Origin of the sequence: Vulcaniibacterium thermophilum, from assembly GCF_007923255.1 — a bacterium.
Taxonomy (GTDB): Bacteria; Pseudomonadota; Gammaproteobacteria; order Xanthomonadales; family Xanthomonadaceae; genus Lysobacter_F; species Lysobacter_F thermophilum.
In genome coordinates, this window is sequence record NZ_VOHJ01000031.1 from 19,538 (window position 1) to 33,641 (window position 14,104).

Consider the following 14,104-nt stretch of genomic DNA (forward strand, 5'->3'; position numbering starts at 1 on the left):
AGGGAAAAGGCCGGAGCGATCCGGCCTTTTCCGTTTGCGCGCGCTACGGATCGGGCACGAAACCGCCCGGGAACGCGCGCGGGCCGTGCGTGGCGTAGCGCCACGGGCGCGGCAGCACGCCGCGCGCGGCGAGGCCTTCGCGATCGTCGTAGCGCAGCTCGGTGATCTGCACCGGCCGGTGCGAGGCGCGCTCGAACGCGGTGCGCCCGACCGGCGACCACTCGCGCTCGCCGTGCCCGGTGCCGAGGCCCTGCGCGACGGCGTCGGCGGCCGACGCCTCGGCCTGCGCGGCGCGCGCCGACGACGCCGCCTTCTCGCGCGCGATCGGCGCCGGCGCGTCTTCGTAGCGCGGGTATTCGCGTTCCTCGAACACGGCGATGCCGATCACGCCGACGTCGTCCGGCCGGCCGGTGCGCGCGGCGTAGCTGTCGGGCAGATCGGTGAACACGAACTGCGCGATCTCGTCGTAGGACTTGCGCCAACCGGCCACTTCGGTGCTCTGCCACGGGCCGAGCACGTAACCGGCCTGCGAGGGATGCGCGGTCTGGCCGGTCACCGCGTTGACGCCGTCGACCGACAGCACGACCAGCACGCGACGGTCGGTGCGGTTGGTCAGCCGCACGGCATAACGATGGCCGGGCCGGCCTTCGATCCAGGCGCGGCCGCGGTGGCGGTACTCGGGCAGCCATTCGCCGGTGTCGCGATCGACGATGGCGATCTCGACCGGCGCGCGCGCGCCGAGCGGCGCGCAGGCCAGCAGGCCGGACAGGGCGGCGAGCAGCAGCAGAACGGGGCGGAGCATGGCGGTGTTCTCCTCGGACGGACGCGTGAACGAACGCGCCGGCACGCACGCCGGGGTTGCCGGGCGGGCCCGCGGTCGGCGGCCGTTCAGGCGGCGGCGGCCTGTACCATGTCGCGTTCCGTTCGCGTCCGCTTCGCCATGGCTTCCGAAAAGACCCGCGTCCTCACCGGCATCACCACCTCGGGCACGCCGCACCTGGGCAACTACGTCGGCGCGATCCGCCCGGCGATCGCCGCCAGCCGCGCCCAGGACGTGGAAAGCTTCTACTTCCTCGCCGACTACCACGCGCTGATCAAGGTGCAGGAGCCGGCGCGCGTGCAGCGCTCCACGCTCGAGATCGCCGCGAGCTGGCTGGCCTGCGGGCTGGATCCGGCGCGGGTGTGGTTCTACCGCCAGAGCGACATTCCGGAGATTCCGGAACTCACCTGGCTGCTCGCCTGCGTGGCCGGCAAGGGCATCCTCAACCGCGCGCACGCCTACAAGGCGGCGGTCGACCGCAACCGCGCCGAGGGCGAGGACGACGATGCCGGCATCACCGCCGGGCTGTTCATGTACCCGGTGCTGATGGCGGCCGACATCCTGCTGTTCAACGCGCACAAGGTGCCGGTCGGCCGCGACCAGATCCAGCACATCGAGATGGCGCGCGACTTCGGCCAGCGCTTCAACCACCTCTACGGCGAGCACTTCGTGCTGCCGGAGGCGGCGATCGAGGAGCATGTGGCGACGCTGCCCGGGCTCGATGGCCGCAAGATGTCCAAGAGCTACGACAACGTCATCCCGCTGTTCGCGCCGCGCGAGACGCTGCGCCGGCTGATCTTCTCGATCGTCACCGATTCGCGCGCGCCGGGCGAGCCGAAGGACGCCGACGGCTCCAACGTGTTCCAGCTCTACCAGGCCTTCGCCAGCGCCGAGGAAACCGCGGCGATGCGGCAGGCGTTCGCCGACGGCATCGGCTGGGGCGATGCCAAGCAGACGCTGTTCGAGCGCATCGACGCCGAGATCGCGCCGCTGCGCGAACGGTACGAGGCGCTGATCGCGCGTCCCGCCGACATCGAGGACACCCTGCGCGACGGCGCCCGCCGCCTGCGCGAACGCTACGCCACGCCGCTGCTGCAGCGGCTGCGCGAGGCGGTGGGGCTGCGCAACCTGGCGCAGGCCGCGGTGGAGCGCCGCGAGGGCGGCGAGCGACGGCGCGAGCTGCCGGCGTTCAAGCAGTACCGCGAGGCGGACGGGCGCTTCTACTTCAAGCTGGTGGAGGGCGAGCGCGTGCTGTTGCAGAGCGCCGGCTTCGAATCGCCGCGCGAAGCCGGGCAACTGATCGCCCGGCTCAAGCGCGAGGGCGCCGGCGTGCTGCGGATGGGCCGCTCGGCGTGGCTGGCGGTCGACGAACGCGAGATCGCAGCGCTCGCCGACGGGGTGGCGATGGACGAGGTCGTCTCCGCGCTGGCGCGCCTCGCGGAGGCCGAGGCATGAATCCGCTGATCGAGATCAACCTGGCGCTGGTGCTGTTCCTGCCGTGGTTCGCGATCTTGGGCGCGCTGTACTGGTTCTATCCGCGGCAGCCGCGCGGCGGCGCGCGCAAGGCATTCGACGCGGCCGCGCTGCTGCTCGCGCTGGCGGCGTTCCTGGTCGCCAATCACTGGGCGCTGGGCTACGCCGATCGCGCCTACGGCCGGCTGTGGCCGCAGGTGCTGGCGACGTCGGTGGCCTATGGCGTGTTCCTGCTGGCGCTGGGTGTGGCGTTCTTCGTGCGCCGCGCGTGGCTGCGCCGGCGGCAGAGGGGGTCTTGACCCGCCGCGCCCGCGACCTGCGCGCGGACGCTTGCCTCGGCGGAGTGGCGGGCGGCAGATCCGTGATACTCGGGCGGCGGGTCAAGACCCGCCCTACGCGACTGGGTCGAACGCGTAGGTTGGGCTGAGCCGAAGGCGAAGCCCAACGTCTCCCGCTGCACGACGCGGGCTGGCGACGCGGTGTCGGGCTTCGCTGCGCTCGGCCCAACCTACGGAAGCGGCTTGCGCCGCACGACCGTCGTTACGGCCACTCGTTCGGCGGCGCCCCGTTGGGACGATCGCGCATCCGCACCACGCAGAAACGCTGGCCGCTCGGCGCTTCCATCACCCACCAGCGGCGCACGAAGGCGATGCGCTTGGCGCCGAGCTTCTCGAGGCGGTCGGCTTCGGCGTCGATGTCGTCGGCCTCGATGTCCAGATGCACACGCGAGGCGTGCGACACCTTCTGCACTTCCACATGCAGGTCGGCGGCCGTGTCGTCGAGCTTGTAGTACTCCGCCTCGTCTTCCTGCGTGTGCTCGCCGACGGGATAGCCGAGCGCCTGCGACCAGAACTCGGCGGCGGCTTTCAGGTCGTCGGTCCGGCAGTCGATGATGAAACCGGCGAGGCGGCTTTTGTGGGGCATGGCGAGGCTCCTCCGATGGGCACCGGTGTTTCCCTGCTCCCGTCGTCCCGGCGGAAGCCGGGACCCATTTTCCAGGTCGCCGCAACGCCACGAGCAACATGGGCCCCGGCTTTCGCCGGGGCGGGGGCGACGCAGCCGCGCAGCCGGGCGGCATTCACTGCGGCAGCGCGAGATCGTCGATCAGCGCCTTGAGGAAGCGCGCGGCCTCGCCGCCGGTGCAGGCGCGGTGGTCGAAGGTGAGCGAGATCGGCAGCCGGCGGTGCACTTCGATGCCGCCCATCACCGCGACCACGTCGTGGCAGAGCCTGCCGGCGCCGACGATCGCCACGCACGGCGGCACCACCACCGGCGTCGCGTAGCGGCCGGCGAACATGCCGAAGTTGGACAGCGAGATCGTGTAGCCGGTGAGCTCGCCCGGCGGGATCGAGCGGTCCTCCACCTGCGCGCGCAGGCGGTTGATGCCTTCGCGGATGCCGCGCGCATCGAGCATGTCGGCATTGCGCAGCGCCGGCACGAACAGGCCGTCGTCGGTATCGACCGCGATGCCGAGATCGACATGCGGATGCAGGGTGCGGGTGAGCTTGTCGCCGTCGAACCAGGCGTTGAGCGCGGGCACCGCCTTGCACGCGGCGACGATCGCGCGCACCAGCCGCGCGGTGATGTCCTGCTTGCCGATCCAGGCGTGCAGGTCGGCGTCGTCCACCAGCGTGGTCGGCACGACCTTGGCGTGCGCGTCGGCCATCACCCGCGCCATGTTGCGGCGTACGCCCTTGAGCTGCTCGGGCTGGCCGCTGACCGACTCGCCCGGCGGGCGCGTGCGCATCGGCTTGCCGGCCTGCGACAGCGTGCTGCGCGCGGCGGCAGGCGCAGCGGCGGGCATCGGCGCGGCCGCCACGCGCGCGGCCGCGCCGGCGGCGCGCGGTTCCGGCTTCGCGCTGCCTTCCGCGGCGGCGCGCTTGACGTCCTCCATCGTCACCACGCCGTCGGCGCCGCTCGGACGCACGCGGGCGATGTCCACGCCGAGCTTGCGCGCCAGCGCGCGCACGGCCGGCATCGCCTTGACCCCGCCGACGCTGACCGCCTGCTCGCGATGCACCGCATCGGAGGTCTGCATCGCCCCGACCACGGTGCCGCTGTCGGCGCGCTCGCTGCGGGTCTGGCCGCTCTCCTGGATCACGCCGCCTTCGTCGGAGGCGATCACGTTGTCGCCGTTGCCCGGCGCGTCGGCTCCGGCGCCCTTGCCGCCCGGGGAGGCCGCGTTCTGCGTCGCCGGCGAGGCATGGTGGTGGTGGCCGGTGTCCTGGCCCTCGGCGCGCTGCGGCAGCGAGGGGTCGATCTCGAACTCGGCCAGCATGGCGCCGGTGGCGATGATGTCGCCCGGGCCGCCGGCCAGCTTCAGCACCTTGCCCGACACCGGCGAGGGCACCTCGACCACCGCCTTGGCGGTTTCCATCGACACCAGCGGTGCATCGAGCCGGATCGTGTCGCCCTCCTTGACGAACCACTCGACGATGGTGGCGTCCGGGAGGCCCTCGCCCAGGTCGGGCAGCAGGAAGGTCTTCTTGTTGCTCATGCGTCGTCCTGTTCGATGGTTCGTCTTCGGTTGGGTCAGACCCACACGTCGTTGGCGGCGCGCAGGTCGCTGTCGGTCTTCTCGCCGGTGTTCGCCACGCCGCGCGGCTCGATGATCAGCGCGTGGCACTCCTCGCGCGCGCGGGTGATGTGTTCGACGCCGCGCGGGATGACGATCAGCTCGCCGGCGCGCACGCGCACGTCGCGGTCGCGGAAGCCGACTTCCATCTCGCCGTGCAGTACCAGGAACGTCTCGTCGGTATCCGCGTGCGAATGCCAGACGAACTCGCCCTGCAGCTTCACCAGCTTGAACTGGTAGTCGTTCATCTCCGCGACCACGCGCGGCGACCAGTGCTCGGCGAAGCGCGCGAGCTTGGCGGCCAGGTCGATCGCTACGCCGGGCGGATTCATGCGCGCGGCTCCCCGCGGATCTCGAGATGCGTGGCCGGCAGCCAGCCTTCGCGGCCGTCGGCGTGCGTGGCCCACCACCAGCCGCCGTGTTCGTGGCGCAGCGCCACCTCGTCGCCGGCGGCGGCGTCCAGCTCGCGTGCGCTGTAGTCGCGCAGCGCTTCGGCGCGGTCGCCGCCGAGCGGGCGCAGCCATTCGACCGGCGCCCAGCCTGCGTTGCCGTCGGCGGTGGTGGTCCACACGAACGCCGGCCACTCGCCGTCGCGCGCGCCGGTCCGCACGGTCTCGCCCGCCCGGAACCCGATCGGGTTGCGGTACTGCGTGCGGTACTCGCGGATCACGCGCGCGCGCATGTCAGCTCGCGGCGAGCGTGCGTTTGGCCGCGGCGACGATCTTGTCCACACTCGGCAGGTACTTCATCTCCAGCCGGAACAGCGGGATGTGGGTGTCGTAGCCGGTGACGCGCTCGACCGGCGCCAGCAGGTCGTACATCGACTCCTCGGCCAGGCGTGCGGCGATCTCGGCGCCGAAGCCCGCGGTCTTGGGCGCCTCGTGCACGATCACGCAGCGGCCGGTGCGGCTCACCGATTCGGCGATGGTGGCGAAGTCGAGCGGACGCAGGGTGGCGACGTCGATCACTTCGGCGCTGATGCCCTCGGCGGCGAGCTTTTCGGCCGCCTCCAGCGTCTCCTTCACCTGCGCGCCCCAGGTCACCAGGGTGACGTCGGTGCCGTCGCGCAGCACGTAGCACACGTCCAGCGGCAGCGCCTCGCCGTCGTCCGGCACCACTTCCTTGTACTGGCGGTAGATCCGCTTCGGCTCCATGAAGATCACCGGGTCCGGCTCGCGGATCGAGGCCAGCAGCAGGCCGTAGGCGCGCGCCGGCGAGGAGGGCATCACCACGCGCAGGCCCGGTACGTTGGTGAAGATCGACTCGTTCGCCTCGCTGTGGTGTTCCGGCGCGCGGATGCCGCCGCCCCACGGCACGCGCAGCACCATCGGGCAGGTGAGGCGGCCGCGCGTGCGGTAGCGGAAGCGCGCGGCGTGGCAGATGATGTGGTCCACCATCGGATAGACGAAGCCGTCGAACTGCGCCTCGGCGACCGGCTTCATGCCCTGCGCGGCGAGGCCGACGGTGAGGCCGGCGATGGTGGTCTCATCCAGCGGCGTGTCGAGCACGCGCTCGGGGCCGAACTGCTGCTGCAGACCGGCGGTGGCGCGGAACACGCCGCCGTTGACGCCGACGTCCTCGCCGAGCACCAGCACCGACGGGTCGTGGCGCATCTCGTAGGCGAGCGCCTGGGTGATCGCCTCGATCAGCGTGATGGCCTGCGCGCTCATGCCTTGCCCTCCTGCGCCAGCGCGGCCTCGCGTTGCGCCAGCAGGTCGGGCGGCGGGTCGGCGTAGAGGTAGTCGAACATCGCGGTCACCGGCTGCACGGGCGTGTTGAGGTAGGCGTTGATCTCCTCGTCGACGAGCTTCCCGCATTCCTCGGCCCAGGCCTGTTCCTCGGTCTCGCTCCACAGGCCGAGCGACGTGAGGTAGGTGCGCAGCCGCGCGATCGGCTCGCGCGCCCACGCCGCCTTGACCTCGTCCTCGCCGCGGTAGCGGCGCGCGTCGTCGGCGGTGGTGTGGTCGTGCAGGCGGTAGGTGATGAACTCGAGCACGCTGCCGCCTTCGCCGCTGCGCGCGCGCTCGGTGGCCCGGCGCATGGCTTCGAGCACGGCGATCAGATCGTTGCCGTCCACCTGCAGGCAATGCAGGCCGCCCGCCAGGCCCTTCTGCGCCAGCGTCTCGGCGCCGGTCTGGGCCTTGCGCGGCACCGAGATCGCCCAGAAGTTGTTGATCACGCACAGCACCAGCGGCAGCCGGTAGGCGCCGGCCGAGTTGAGCGCGGCGTAGAAGTCGGTCTTCGACGAGCCGCCGTCGCCGCAGCAGGCCACCGCGATGCGGTCCTCCTTGCGCAGCTTGAAGGCGAGCGCGGAACCGGCCGCATGCAGGCACTGCGTGGAGATCGGCACGCACCACGGGAAGTCGTGCTTCGGGCCGGAGAAATCATTGCCGCGCTCGTCGCCGCCCCAGTACAGCAGCACCTCGCGCGGCTTCACCCCGCGCATGAACTGCGCGCCGTACTCGCGGTAGCTGGGCGCGAACACGTCCTCCGGCTTCAGCGAGGCGCCGATGCCGACGTGGGTGGCCTCGTGGCCGAGGCAGGCGGCATAGGTGCCGAGCTTGCCGGTGCGCTGCAGCGCGATCGCCTTGGCGTCGAACGTGCGCACGAACAGCATCTGCTTGAACAGCGGCACCAGCGCCCGGGCGTCGGCGAAGGCGGGCGGCAGATCGGCGACGGGACGGCCGTCGGGGCCGAGGTACTGCAGGTATTCGATCTCGAAGCGTGCGGCGACCGTCATGCGGAAGGGGCTCTGGGGTCGGGAGCCGGCGATGATACCGCCCAGCCATGCGCACACGCCGCGAACGCGCCGGCGGCTTACGATGCAGTGCAGCATTCCGCCGCCGCGGGCGTGCGCGTCGTCCGCCGCGCAAACCGCGCAAACGACGAGGGCGCGGAAGTTCCGCGCCCTCGTCATGCCCCGGCCGTGCGGGTTCAGCGCTGCAGCGCGACCTGCAGCGTGGCGCGGTTGTTCGCGGCGATGGGATCGGGCGTGACCGCCTCGACGCTGGCGACGAACTCGAGCGCGGTGCCGCGCACCGGCCGTTGCGGCACCACCACCGCGAAGCCGAACCACTCGGTGCCCACCGCGCGCGCGTCGGGATGACGGCACTCGGCGCGGAACCCGGTCGGCACCGCGCTGCGGGCGCAGATCCAGCCGGGCGGTGCGGCCACCGCGGCCGAGCCGGCGGCGACGTTGCCCTCGATCACCAGCCGCACGCCGCGCGCGGCATCGGGCCCGGCGTTGCGCAACGGCACCACGAAGCTCGCCACTGCGCCGCGGCGTACCGGCAGCGCGCTGCCGGCGATGCGCACGCCGAGGTCGGCGGCGGTCTGCACCGCGACCTGCGCGCGCGCGCCGTTGTCGCCGTTGGCGGGATCGGCGGTCTGCGACTGCACCGATGCCGCCAGCGTCAGCACACCGCCGTCGCCGAGCGCCGGCATGTCGAGGTCCAGCGCGAACGCGGCGTCGTTCGCCGCCGCCAGCGTCGAGGCACTGCAGGTGACCGTGGTGGTGGCCGGATCGTTCGCCGGCGCGGTGCAGTTCCAGCCGGAAGGCGCGGCGACCGTCGGCGTCACCGGCGCGTCGAACACGAACGCGGTGGCCGGATATTCCGCGGCATGCGGGCCGGCGTTGCGCACGGTGGCGTCGAACCGCACGCGCTCGCCGGCACGCGCGGCCGTGCGCGAGGCGGCCAGCGTCATCGACAGCGCCGCGCTGCGGAACGCCGGCACCGCGATCCGCAGACGCACCGGATCGTGGTCGGACACGCGCGTGGGCTTGGCGGCATCGCCGAAATCGACCACGCCGAAGTCGGCGTTGATGCGCGCGTGGTCGACCTGCAGCAGATCCGCCGCCAGCACCAGCGCCTCGTTGACCAGCACGTGGTCGAGCGTCTGCGCGTTGCCGTCGAACACGTACGAGTAGCGTTCGGCCGGATCGGCGATCAGTTGCGAGCCGTCGATCAGCGGCGTGGTCAGCGGGCTGTCGACGTAGGTGACGACCTGCTCGGCCGGCGCTTCCTCGCCCTTGACGATGCCGAGCACGTCGACGTAGCCGTCGTTGAACTCGAACGCGTTGAAGTCGCCGAGCAGCACGATCCTCTCCGCCGGATCGTCCTGCTGGAACTGCTGCACCAGGCCCGCGAGGTACGCCGCCTGCGCCGCGCGCTTGGCGCGCACGCGTTCGCCGTCGGTGCTCCAGCCGTTGGGGCCGGGCGTCAGCGCGTCCATGTCGTTGAGCGAGCGCAGGTGGTTGGCGATCACCGTCAGCGGGAACCGCGCGCCGTTGGCGTGGTTCACCACCGCGCGCAGCCGCAGCGGCGGGCGGTCGTTGAGCAGGCTGGTGGTGCCGTCGGGGTTGGCGAAGGTGGCGTCCTTGCCGAACTGGGTGACATCCTGCACGGCCACGCGCGGCGTGCCCGGCGCCACTTCGCGGGTGGCGACCAGGAAGCCGACGTCGATCCCGCCGACGTCGTTGCCTTCGACCAGGTACGGCGCGTAGGCCGGCGCGCGCGGGCAGGTGGCGTTGATGCGCTCGGCCAGCAGGCCGAGCACGCGCAGGTTCTCCACCTCGACCACGCCGAGGATGTCCGGCGCCTTGAGGTAGTCGCAGATCGCGCGCGCGGCCTTGGTCAGCCGGCGGTCGAGCGCGTCCGGCTTGATCGTCGGCGCGCCGTTGCCGTCGGCGATCTCGTCGAACAGCCGCAGCAGGTTGAAGCCGGCGACGGTGACGTCCTCCGGCGCGGCGTCTTCCACCGCGCGCGGCGTCATGCCACCGCTCACCGTGGGCGGCGTGGCCGGATCGGGCAGCAGCGCCCAGGTGCCGCTGTTGTAGTCGAGCACGCCGGCCAGGTCCGTCAGCTGCGCGCCCACGTCCACCGCCAGCGGCGCCGCGCCGATCTGGCCGCGGCTGCGGATCATCAGCCGCTCGGGGTTGGTGTCGAACCGCGGCGGCTGCTTGCCGGCGGGAACCGGGAAGGCGTCGAGCACGCCGATGCCCGGCTCGCGGAACGGGCGCGGCACGCCCGGCAGGACGACGTGGAACACGCCGTCGGTGAACGACAGCGCGTCGTCCTCGTCGATCGTGCCGCCGGCCGGCGAGACCGCGACGGCCCCGGCGACGCGCACGCGCATCGCTTCGAACCGCTCGAGCGTGGCGGGCGTCGCCGCGGGCGACAGCTCGGCGGCGGTGAGTTCGACCGGCGCCGGCAGTGCGACGCCGGTGTCCAGCACGTCCACGCGCTCTACCGACACCAGCTCGGTGATGCTGAGCTGGTTCGGGTTCGACGCCGGGACGAACTCGTCCACGGTCGCCGTCACCCGCACCCGGTTGCCGACCGCCGCTTCCGCAGGCGGCGCGGCGCCGGTGAACACGAAGATCGCATCCGAGGTCGCCGGGTCGCCGTCGTCGTTGGCCGCCTGCAGGAAGAAGCCGTTGTTGAAGCGGCGCGCGGTGACGATGCCTTCGGTCACCACGCGCTTGCCGTCGTACGGCGAGAGCGGGCCGTCGCCCTGGATGCGCGAAATCGCGAGCGCCAGCGGCGGTTCCGGCGCCTGTGTCCCGCTGTTGCGCGGACGGGGGGCGCCCAGCGCGAAGTCGGCGCTGTTGTTGCCGGTATCGACGCTGCCGCCGCCGTTGCGGATGGCGGCGGTGGTGCTGCCCAGCGCGGGCGTCGGCGCGGTCTCCGCGCAGTTGGCCGCGCCGTAGCCGACGAAGTCGACCACCGCACCGCCGAGCGGGCAGGTGCCGCTCAGCACGGTCGTGCCGGCGACCAGCGCCACCTTGCCCGCGCTGCCGGACATCGGGATGGTGCCGATCGCGTCCGGCGTCGGCAGATCGACGCTGCCGCCGCTGCCGTCGGCCTGCTTGATCAGGAAGTAGCCGCCGGGGGCGATCGTCCCGCTCAGCGCGGTGCGCTGCCAGGTGCCGCCGCTGGCGGAGGCGTACTGCACGCTCCAGCCGCCCAGATCCACCGGCGCGCTGCCGTTGTTGCGCAACTCGATGAAGTCGCTCTTCAGCGTGGCGCCGCTGTTGCCGCCGCCGCCGTACACCTGGCTGATCACCACCTGCGCCGAAGCGCTCCAGGCCGCGCACGCCAGCAGCGCGGCCGCGATCCGTATGCCGATCCGGTTCATCCGACCCCCAAGAAACGAAGAAAGGCCGCGCCCCTTGCGCGGCCGGCATGCCCCTGCCCGGGCGATTCTGGCCCGGTTTTGCGGACACCGGGATGACAACGGCGTGACGGGCCGACCGCCCCCTCCCGACGGCGCGCGCCCCGCATGCGGTACCCTGCGCGCCCCGCTTCCGCGCCCCGCGCGCCCGCCATGAGCATCGATCGCAACGAACGCCCGCTCGAGATCGGCATCCACACCGACCTGGCGGGCCGCACCACCTACGCCGGCTATCTGCAGCTCGACCGCCTGCTCACCGCGCAGCGGCGCCTGTCCGATCCGCCGCAGCACGACGAGATGCTGTTCATCGTCCAGCATCAGGTCTCGGAGCTATGGCTGAAGCTGATGATCCACGAGCTTCAGGCCGCGATCGCGCACCTGCAGCGGGACGAACTGGATCCGGTGCAGAAGATCTTCGCGCGCTGCAAGGCGGTGCTGCGCCAGCTCACTGAAATGTGGTCGGTGCTGGAGACGCTGACGCCGTCGGACTACATGCAGTTCCGCGACATCCTGGGCCCGTCGTCGGGCTTCCAGTCGCTGCAGTACCGCGCGGTCGAGTTCATGCTCGGCAACAAGAACGCGGCGATGGTGCAGGTGTTCGCGCACGATCCCGACGCGCAGGCGCGCCTGACCGCGCTGCTGCATGCGCCCTCGCTGTACGACGAGTTCCTGCGCCATCTCGCGCGGCGCGGCCACCCGGTGCCGCCGGCGCATCTGCAGCGCGACTGGAGCGCGCCGCACGTGTCCGATCCGGCGCTGCTGCCGGTGTTCGAACGCATCTACGAGGACACCGCCACCTACTGGTCCGAGTACCACCTGTGCGAGGACCTGGTCGATCTGGAAAGCCAGTTCCAGCTCTGGCGCTTCCGCCACATGCGCACGGTGATGCGCATCATCGGCTTCAAGCGCGGCACCGGCGGCTCCTCGGGCGTCGGCTTCCTCAAGCAGGCGCTGGAACTGTCCTTCTTCCCCGAGCTGTTCGAGGTGCGCACGCTGATCGGCGCGCCCGCGCGATCCTGAACAGGGCTGCTGCGCCGCAGCACGCCACGGCCGGTTTGACGCACTCCGTCACGGTCGGTAATGCTCCGCCGTCCCGCGCGCCGGCGCGGACCGCATTCCCGTACAACCGAGAGGACACCGCATGAGCGGAGCCGCCGCACCGAGCGCGCCAGGCGCGCCCCTTCCCGAGTTCCCGACGACGCTGGGTCACCCGCGTCCGTTGTGGATGCTGTTCATGACGGAGTTCTGGGAACGCTTCGCCTTCTACGGCATGCGCTGGGCGCTGGTGCTGTACATCGTCGCCCAGTTCTACCAGGGCTCCGGCGCCGGCGAGGCGCCCGCCAACCAGCTCTACGGCGCTTACCTCGCGCTGGTGTATGCGGCGGCGATCTTCGGCGGCTACGTCGCCGACAAGGTCATCGGCTACCAGCGCTCGATCCTGCTCGGCGCGGTGGTGATGGCGGCCGGCCTGTTCCTGATCACGGTGCCGAACGAACAGGTGTTCCGCCTCGGCCTGGCGACCATCATCGCCGGCAACGGCCTGTTCAAGCCCAACATCTCGACGATGGTCGGCCAGTTGTACGGCATGGGCGATCCGCGCCGCGATTCCGGCTTCACCATCTTCTACATGGGCATCAACGCCGGCGCGTTCCTCGCGCCGATCCTCACCGGCATCCTCGCCGACAAGGTGTTCGGCACGCCGGAGATGCCCTCGTACAAGGTGGTGTTCATCGCCTCCGGCGTCGGCATGCTGCTCAGCCTGGCGTGGTTCTGGGTCGGTCGCCGTCAGCTCCAGGGCGTGGGCCGCCCGCCGGTCGGCGCCGAGAGCCGCGGCCGCGTGCTCGGCGTGCTGATCGGCGTACTGGTGGCGATCCCGGCGATCTACTTCCTGCTCACCATCGGCGCGGGCGCGCTGGCGTGGGTGCTGGGCGCGCTGTTCGTCGCGCTGTGCGTGATGATCCTCGTCGAGGGCGTGCGCGAAGGCCCGGTGCAGCGCGACCGCGCGATCGCGATGCTGATCATCTTCGCGTTCAACGTGATGTTCTGGATGTTCTTCGAGCAGGCCGGCAGCTCGTTCAACTTCCTCGCCGACAAGATCGTCGACCGCACCTTCGGCGACTGGGTGTTCCCGGTGGCGTGGTTCCAGTCGATCAACCCGATCGCGATCCTCGCGCTGGCGCCGGTGTTCGCCTGGCTGTGGGTGAAGATGGGCAACGCCAACCCGTCGATCCCGCGCAAGTTCGGCCTCGGCCTGATCTTCAACGGTCTGGCGTTCCTGCTGCTGATGTTCGCGCTGTCGAGCCTGGTGGACGACGCCGGCATGATCCCGTTCTGGACGCTGTTCGCGGTGTACGTGATCCAGACCGTCGGCGAGCTGTTCCTGTCGCCGATCGGCCTGTCGATGGTGACCAAGCTGGCGCCGATGCGCCTGGTCGGCTTCGGCATGGGCGGCTGGTTCCTGTCCACCGGCATCGGCAACAACCTGTCGGGCATCTTCGCCGGCCACGTCAGCGGCACCGGCGGCATGACCGTCGAGTCCGCCCACGCCGGCTACACGTTCGGCTTCTGGGCGCTGCTCGGCGCGGGCGCGCTGCTGTTCGTGATCGCCCCGCTGGTCCAGAAGCTGATGCATGGCGTGAAGTGACGCCGTGGCGCGCTCGCGCATCGCGCGAGCGCCTTTGCCACGGCGTCATCCCCGCGAAAGCGGGGATCCACCCCGCGGAAGCGGGGATCCACCCCGCGAAAGCGGGGATCCACCCCGCGGAAGCGGGATCCACCCCGCGAAAGCGGGGTCCACGCGTGGCCGCGATGCGGCCACGCCTTTGCCGGATCGTCATCCCCGTGAAAGCGGGGATCAACGCTCGCGCATCGCGCGAGCGCCCTTGCCACGGCGTCATCCCGCGACCCCGCCGGTGGTCCGTGCAGGAGCGGCTTCAGCCGCTTGTGTCTTTCGATCCCGCTAGATTTCCAAGGTGAGAGCGGAGTGCGGCAGGTCGCTAAGCCGCGGTGCCGCGAGCACGAGCAGGAGCATGGACCGCCGCACTCCGTGCTCTCGCCCCAAG

12 protein-coding genes are annotated in these 14,104 nt (G+C 71.5%); 4 read left to right on the forward strand and 8 right to left on the reverse strand.

Annotated elements, in window-relative coordinates:
* Nucleotides 1–43: 43 nt before the first annotated feature.
* Nucleotides 44–802, reverse strand: coding sequence for a hypothetical protein (locus FQY64_RS11750; RefSeq protein ID WP_229814970.1), 759 nt, complete (start codon nt 800–802; stop codon nt 44–46).
* A gap of 138 nt (nt 803–940) precedes the next feature.
* On the opposite strand from FQY64_RS11750, the gene FQY64_RS11755 reads away from it, so the two are divergent.
* Together FQY64_RS11755 and FQY64_RS11760 are read left to right on the forward strand one after the other, a co-directional pair.
* The gene (locus tag FQY64_RS11755) at nt 941–2,275 is read left to right on the forward strand and encodes a tryptophan--tRNA ligase (protein ID WP_146474462.1); all 1,335 of its coding nucleotides are present in this window, start codon (nt 941–943) and stop codon (nt 2,273–2,275) included.
* Nucleotides 2,272–2,592, forward strand: a complete 321-nt coding sequence (locus tag FQY64_RS11760; protein WP_146474463.1) for a hypothetical protein — start codon at nt 2,272–2,274, stop codon at nt 2,590–2,592. The genes FQY64_RS11755 and FQY64_RS11760 overlap by 4 nt, the downstream gene beginning before the upstream one ends.
* A 241-nt stretch (nt 2,593–2,833) precedes the next feature.
* Here the strand turns inward: FQY64_RS11760 and FQY64_RS11765 are convergent, their stop codons facing one another.
* The 7 genes from FQY64_RS11765 to FQY64_RS11795 form a co-directional block, all read right to left on the reverse strand.
* The gene (locus FQY64_RS11765; protein ID WP_146474464.1) at nt 2,834–3,217 is read right to left on the reverse strand and encodes a VOC family protein; all 384 of its coding nucleotides are present in this window, start codon (nt 3,215–3,217) and stop codon (nt 2,834–2,836) included.
* 154 nt (nt 3,218–3,371) lie between these two features.
* The gene (locus tag FQY64_RS11770) at nt 3,372–4,790 is read right to left on the reverse strand and encodes a dihydrolipoamide acetyltransferase family protein (protein WP_146474465.1); all 1,419 of its coding nucleotides are present in this window, start codon (nt 4,788–4,790) and stop codon (nt 3,372–3,374) included.
* Between the two features lie 35 nt (nt 4,791–4,825).
* Nucleotides 4,826–5,200: a cupin domain-containing protein gene (locus FQY64_RS11775; RefSeq protein ID WP_146474467.1), complete on the reverse strand. Its 375-nt coding sequence runs from the start codon at nt 5,198–5,200 to the stop codon at nt 4,826–4,828.
* Nucleotides 5,197–5,550, reverse strand: coding sequence for an SH3 domain-containing protein (locus FQY64_RS11780; protein ID WP_146474469.1), 354 nt, complete (start codon nt 5,548–5,550; stop codon nt 5,197–5,199). Before FQY64_RS11780 ends, FQY64_RS11775 begins: the two co-directional genes overlap by 4 nt.
* A 1-nt stretch (nt 5,551) precedes the next feature.
* Nucleotides 5,552–6,538, reverse strand: a complete 987-nt coding sequence (locus FQY64_RS11785) for an alpha-ketoacid dehydrogenase subunit beta (protein ID WP_146474471.1) — start codon at nt 6,536–6,538, stop codon at nt 5,552–5,554.
* Nucleotides 6,535–7,608 carry a pyruvate dehydrogenase (acetyl-transferring) E1 component subunit alpha gene (gene pdhA / locus FQY64_RS11790; RefSeq protein WP_146474473.1) on the reverse strand — a complete coding sequence of 358 codons (1,074 nt, stop codon included), beginning with the start codon at nt 7,606–7,608 and terminating at the stop codon, nt 6,535–6,537. Before pdhA ends, FQY64_RS11785 begins: the two co-directional genes overlap by 4 nt.
* A gap of 194 nt (nt 7,609–7,802) precedes the next feature.
* Nucleotides 7,803–11,006 (reverse strand): lamin tail domain-containing protein, encoded by a 3,204-nt coding sequence (locus tag FQY64_RS11795; RefSeq protein WP_146474476.1) that lies wholly within the window; start codon nt 11,004–11,006, stop codon nt 7,803–7,805.
* Nucleotides 11,007–11,195: 189 nt separating this feature from the next.
* On the opposite strand from FQY64_RS11795, the gene FQY64_RS11800 reads away from it, so the two are divergent.
* Both FQY64_RS11800 and FQY64_RS11805 read left to right on the forward strand, forming a co-directional pair.
* Nucleotides 11,196–12,062, forward strand: a complete 867-nt coding sequence (locus tag FQY64_RS11800; RefSeq protein WP_146474479.1) for a tryptophan 2,3-dioxygenase — start codon at nt 11,196–11,198, stop codon at nt 12,060–12,062.
* Nucleotides 12,063–12,183: 121 nt separating this feature from the next.
* Nucleotides 12,184–13,686, forward strand: coding sequence for a peptide MFS transporter (locus FQY64_RS11805; protein WP_146474481.1), 1,503 nt, complete (start codon nt 12,184–12,186; stop codon nt 13,684–13,686).
* The last annotated feature ends 418 nt before the right edge of the window (nt 13,687–14,104 follow it).

Excerpts from the sequence above, each read along its gene's own strand:
- FQY64_RS11770 (WP_146474465.1), bottom strand. The coding sequence starts at position 4,790 with ATGAGCAACAAGAAGACCTTCCTGCTGCCCGACCTGGGCGAGGGCCTC.
- FQY64_RS11800 (WP_146474479.1), top strand. The coding sequence starts at position 11,196 with ATGAGCATCGATCGCAACGAACGCCCGCTCGAGATCGGCATCCACACC.
- FQY64_RS11785 (WP_146474471.1), bottom strand. The coding sequence starts at position 6,538 with ATGAGCGCGCAGGCCATCACGCTGATCGAGGCGATCACCCAGGCGCTC.
- FQY64_RS11750 (WP_229814970.1), bottom strand. The coding sequence starts at position 802 with ATGCTCCGCCCCGTTCTGCTGCTGCTCGCCGCCCTGTCCGGCCTGCTG.
- FQY64_RS11775 (WP_146474467.1), bottom strand. The coding sequence starts at position 5,200 with ATGAATCCGCCCGGCGTAGCGATCGACCTGGCCGCCAAGCTCGCGCGC.
- FQY64_RS11760 (WP_146474463.1), top strand. The coding sequence starts at position 2,272 with ATGAATCCGCTGATCGAGATCAACCTGGCGCTGGTGCTGTTCCTGCCG.
- FQY64_RS11795 (WP_146474476.1), bottom strand. The coding sequence starts at position 11,006 with ATGAACCGGATCGGCATACGGATCGCGGCCGCGCTGCTGGCGTGCGCG.
- FQY64_RS11765 (WP_146474464.1), bottom strand. The coding sequence starts at position 3,217 with ATGCCCCACAAAAGCCGCCTCGCCGGTTTCATCATCGACTGCCGGACC.
- FQY64_RS11780 (WP_146474469.1), bottom strand. The coding sequence starts at position 5,550 with ATGCGCGCGCGCGTGATCCGCGAGTACCGCACGCAGTACCGCAACCCG.
- FQY64_RS11755 (WP_146474462.1), top strand. The coding sequence starts at position 941 with ATGGCTTCCGAAAAGACCCGCGTCCTCACCGGCATCACCACCTCGGGC.
- pdhA (WP_146474473.1), bottom strand. The coding sequence starts at position 7,608 with ATGACGGTCGCCGCACGCTTCGAGATCGAATACCTGCAGTACCTCGGC.
- FQY64_RS11805 (WP_146474481.1), top strand. The coding sequence starts at position 12,184 with ATGAGCGGAGCCGCCGCACCGAGCGCGCCAGGCGCGCCCCTTCCCGAG.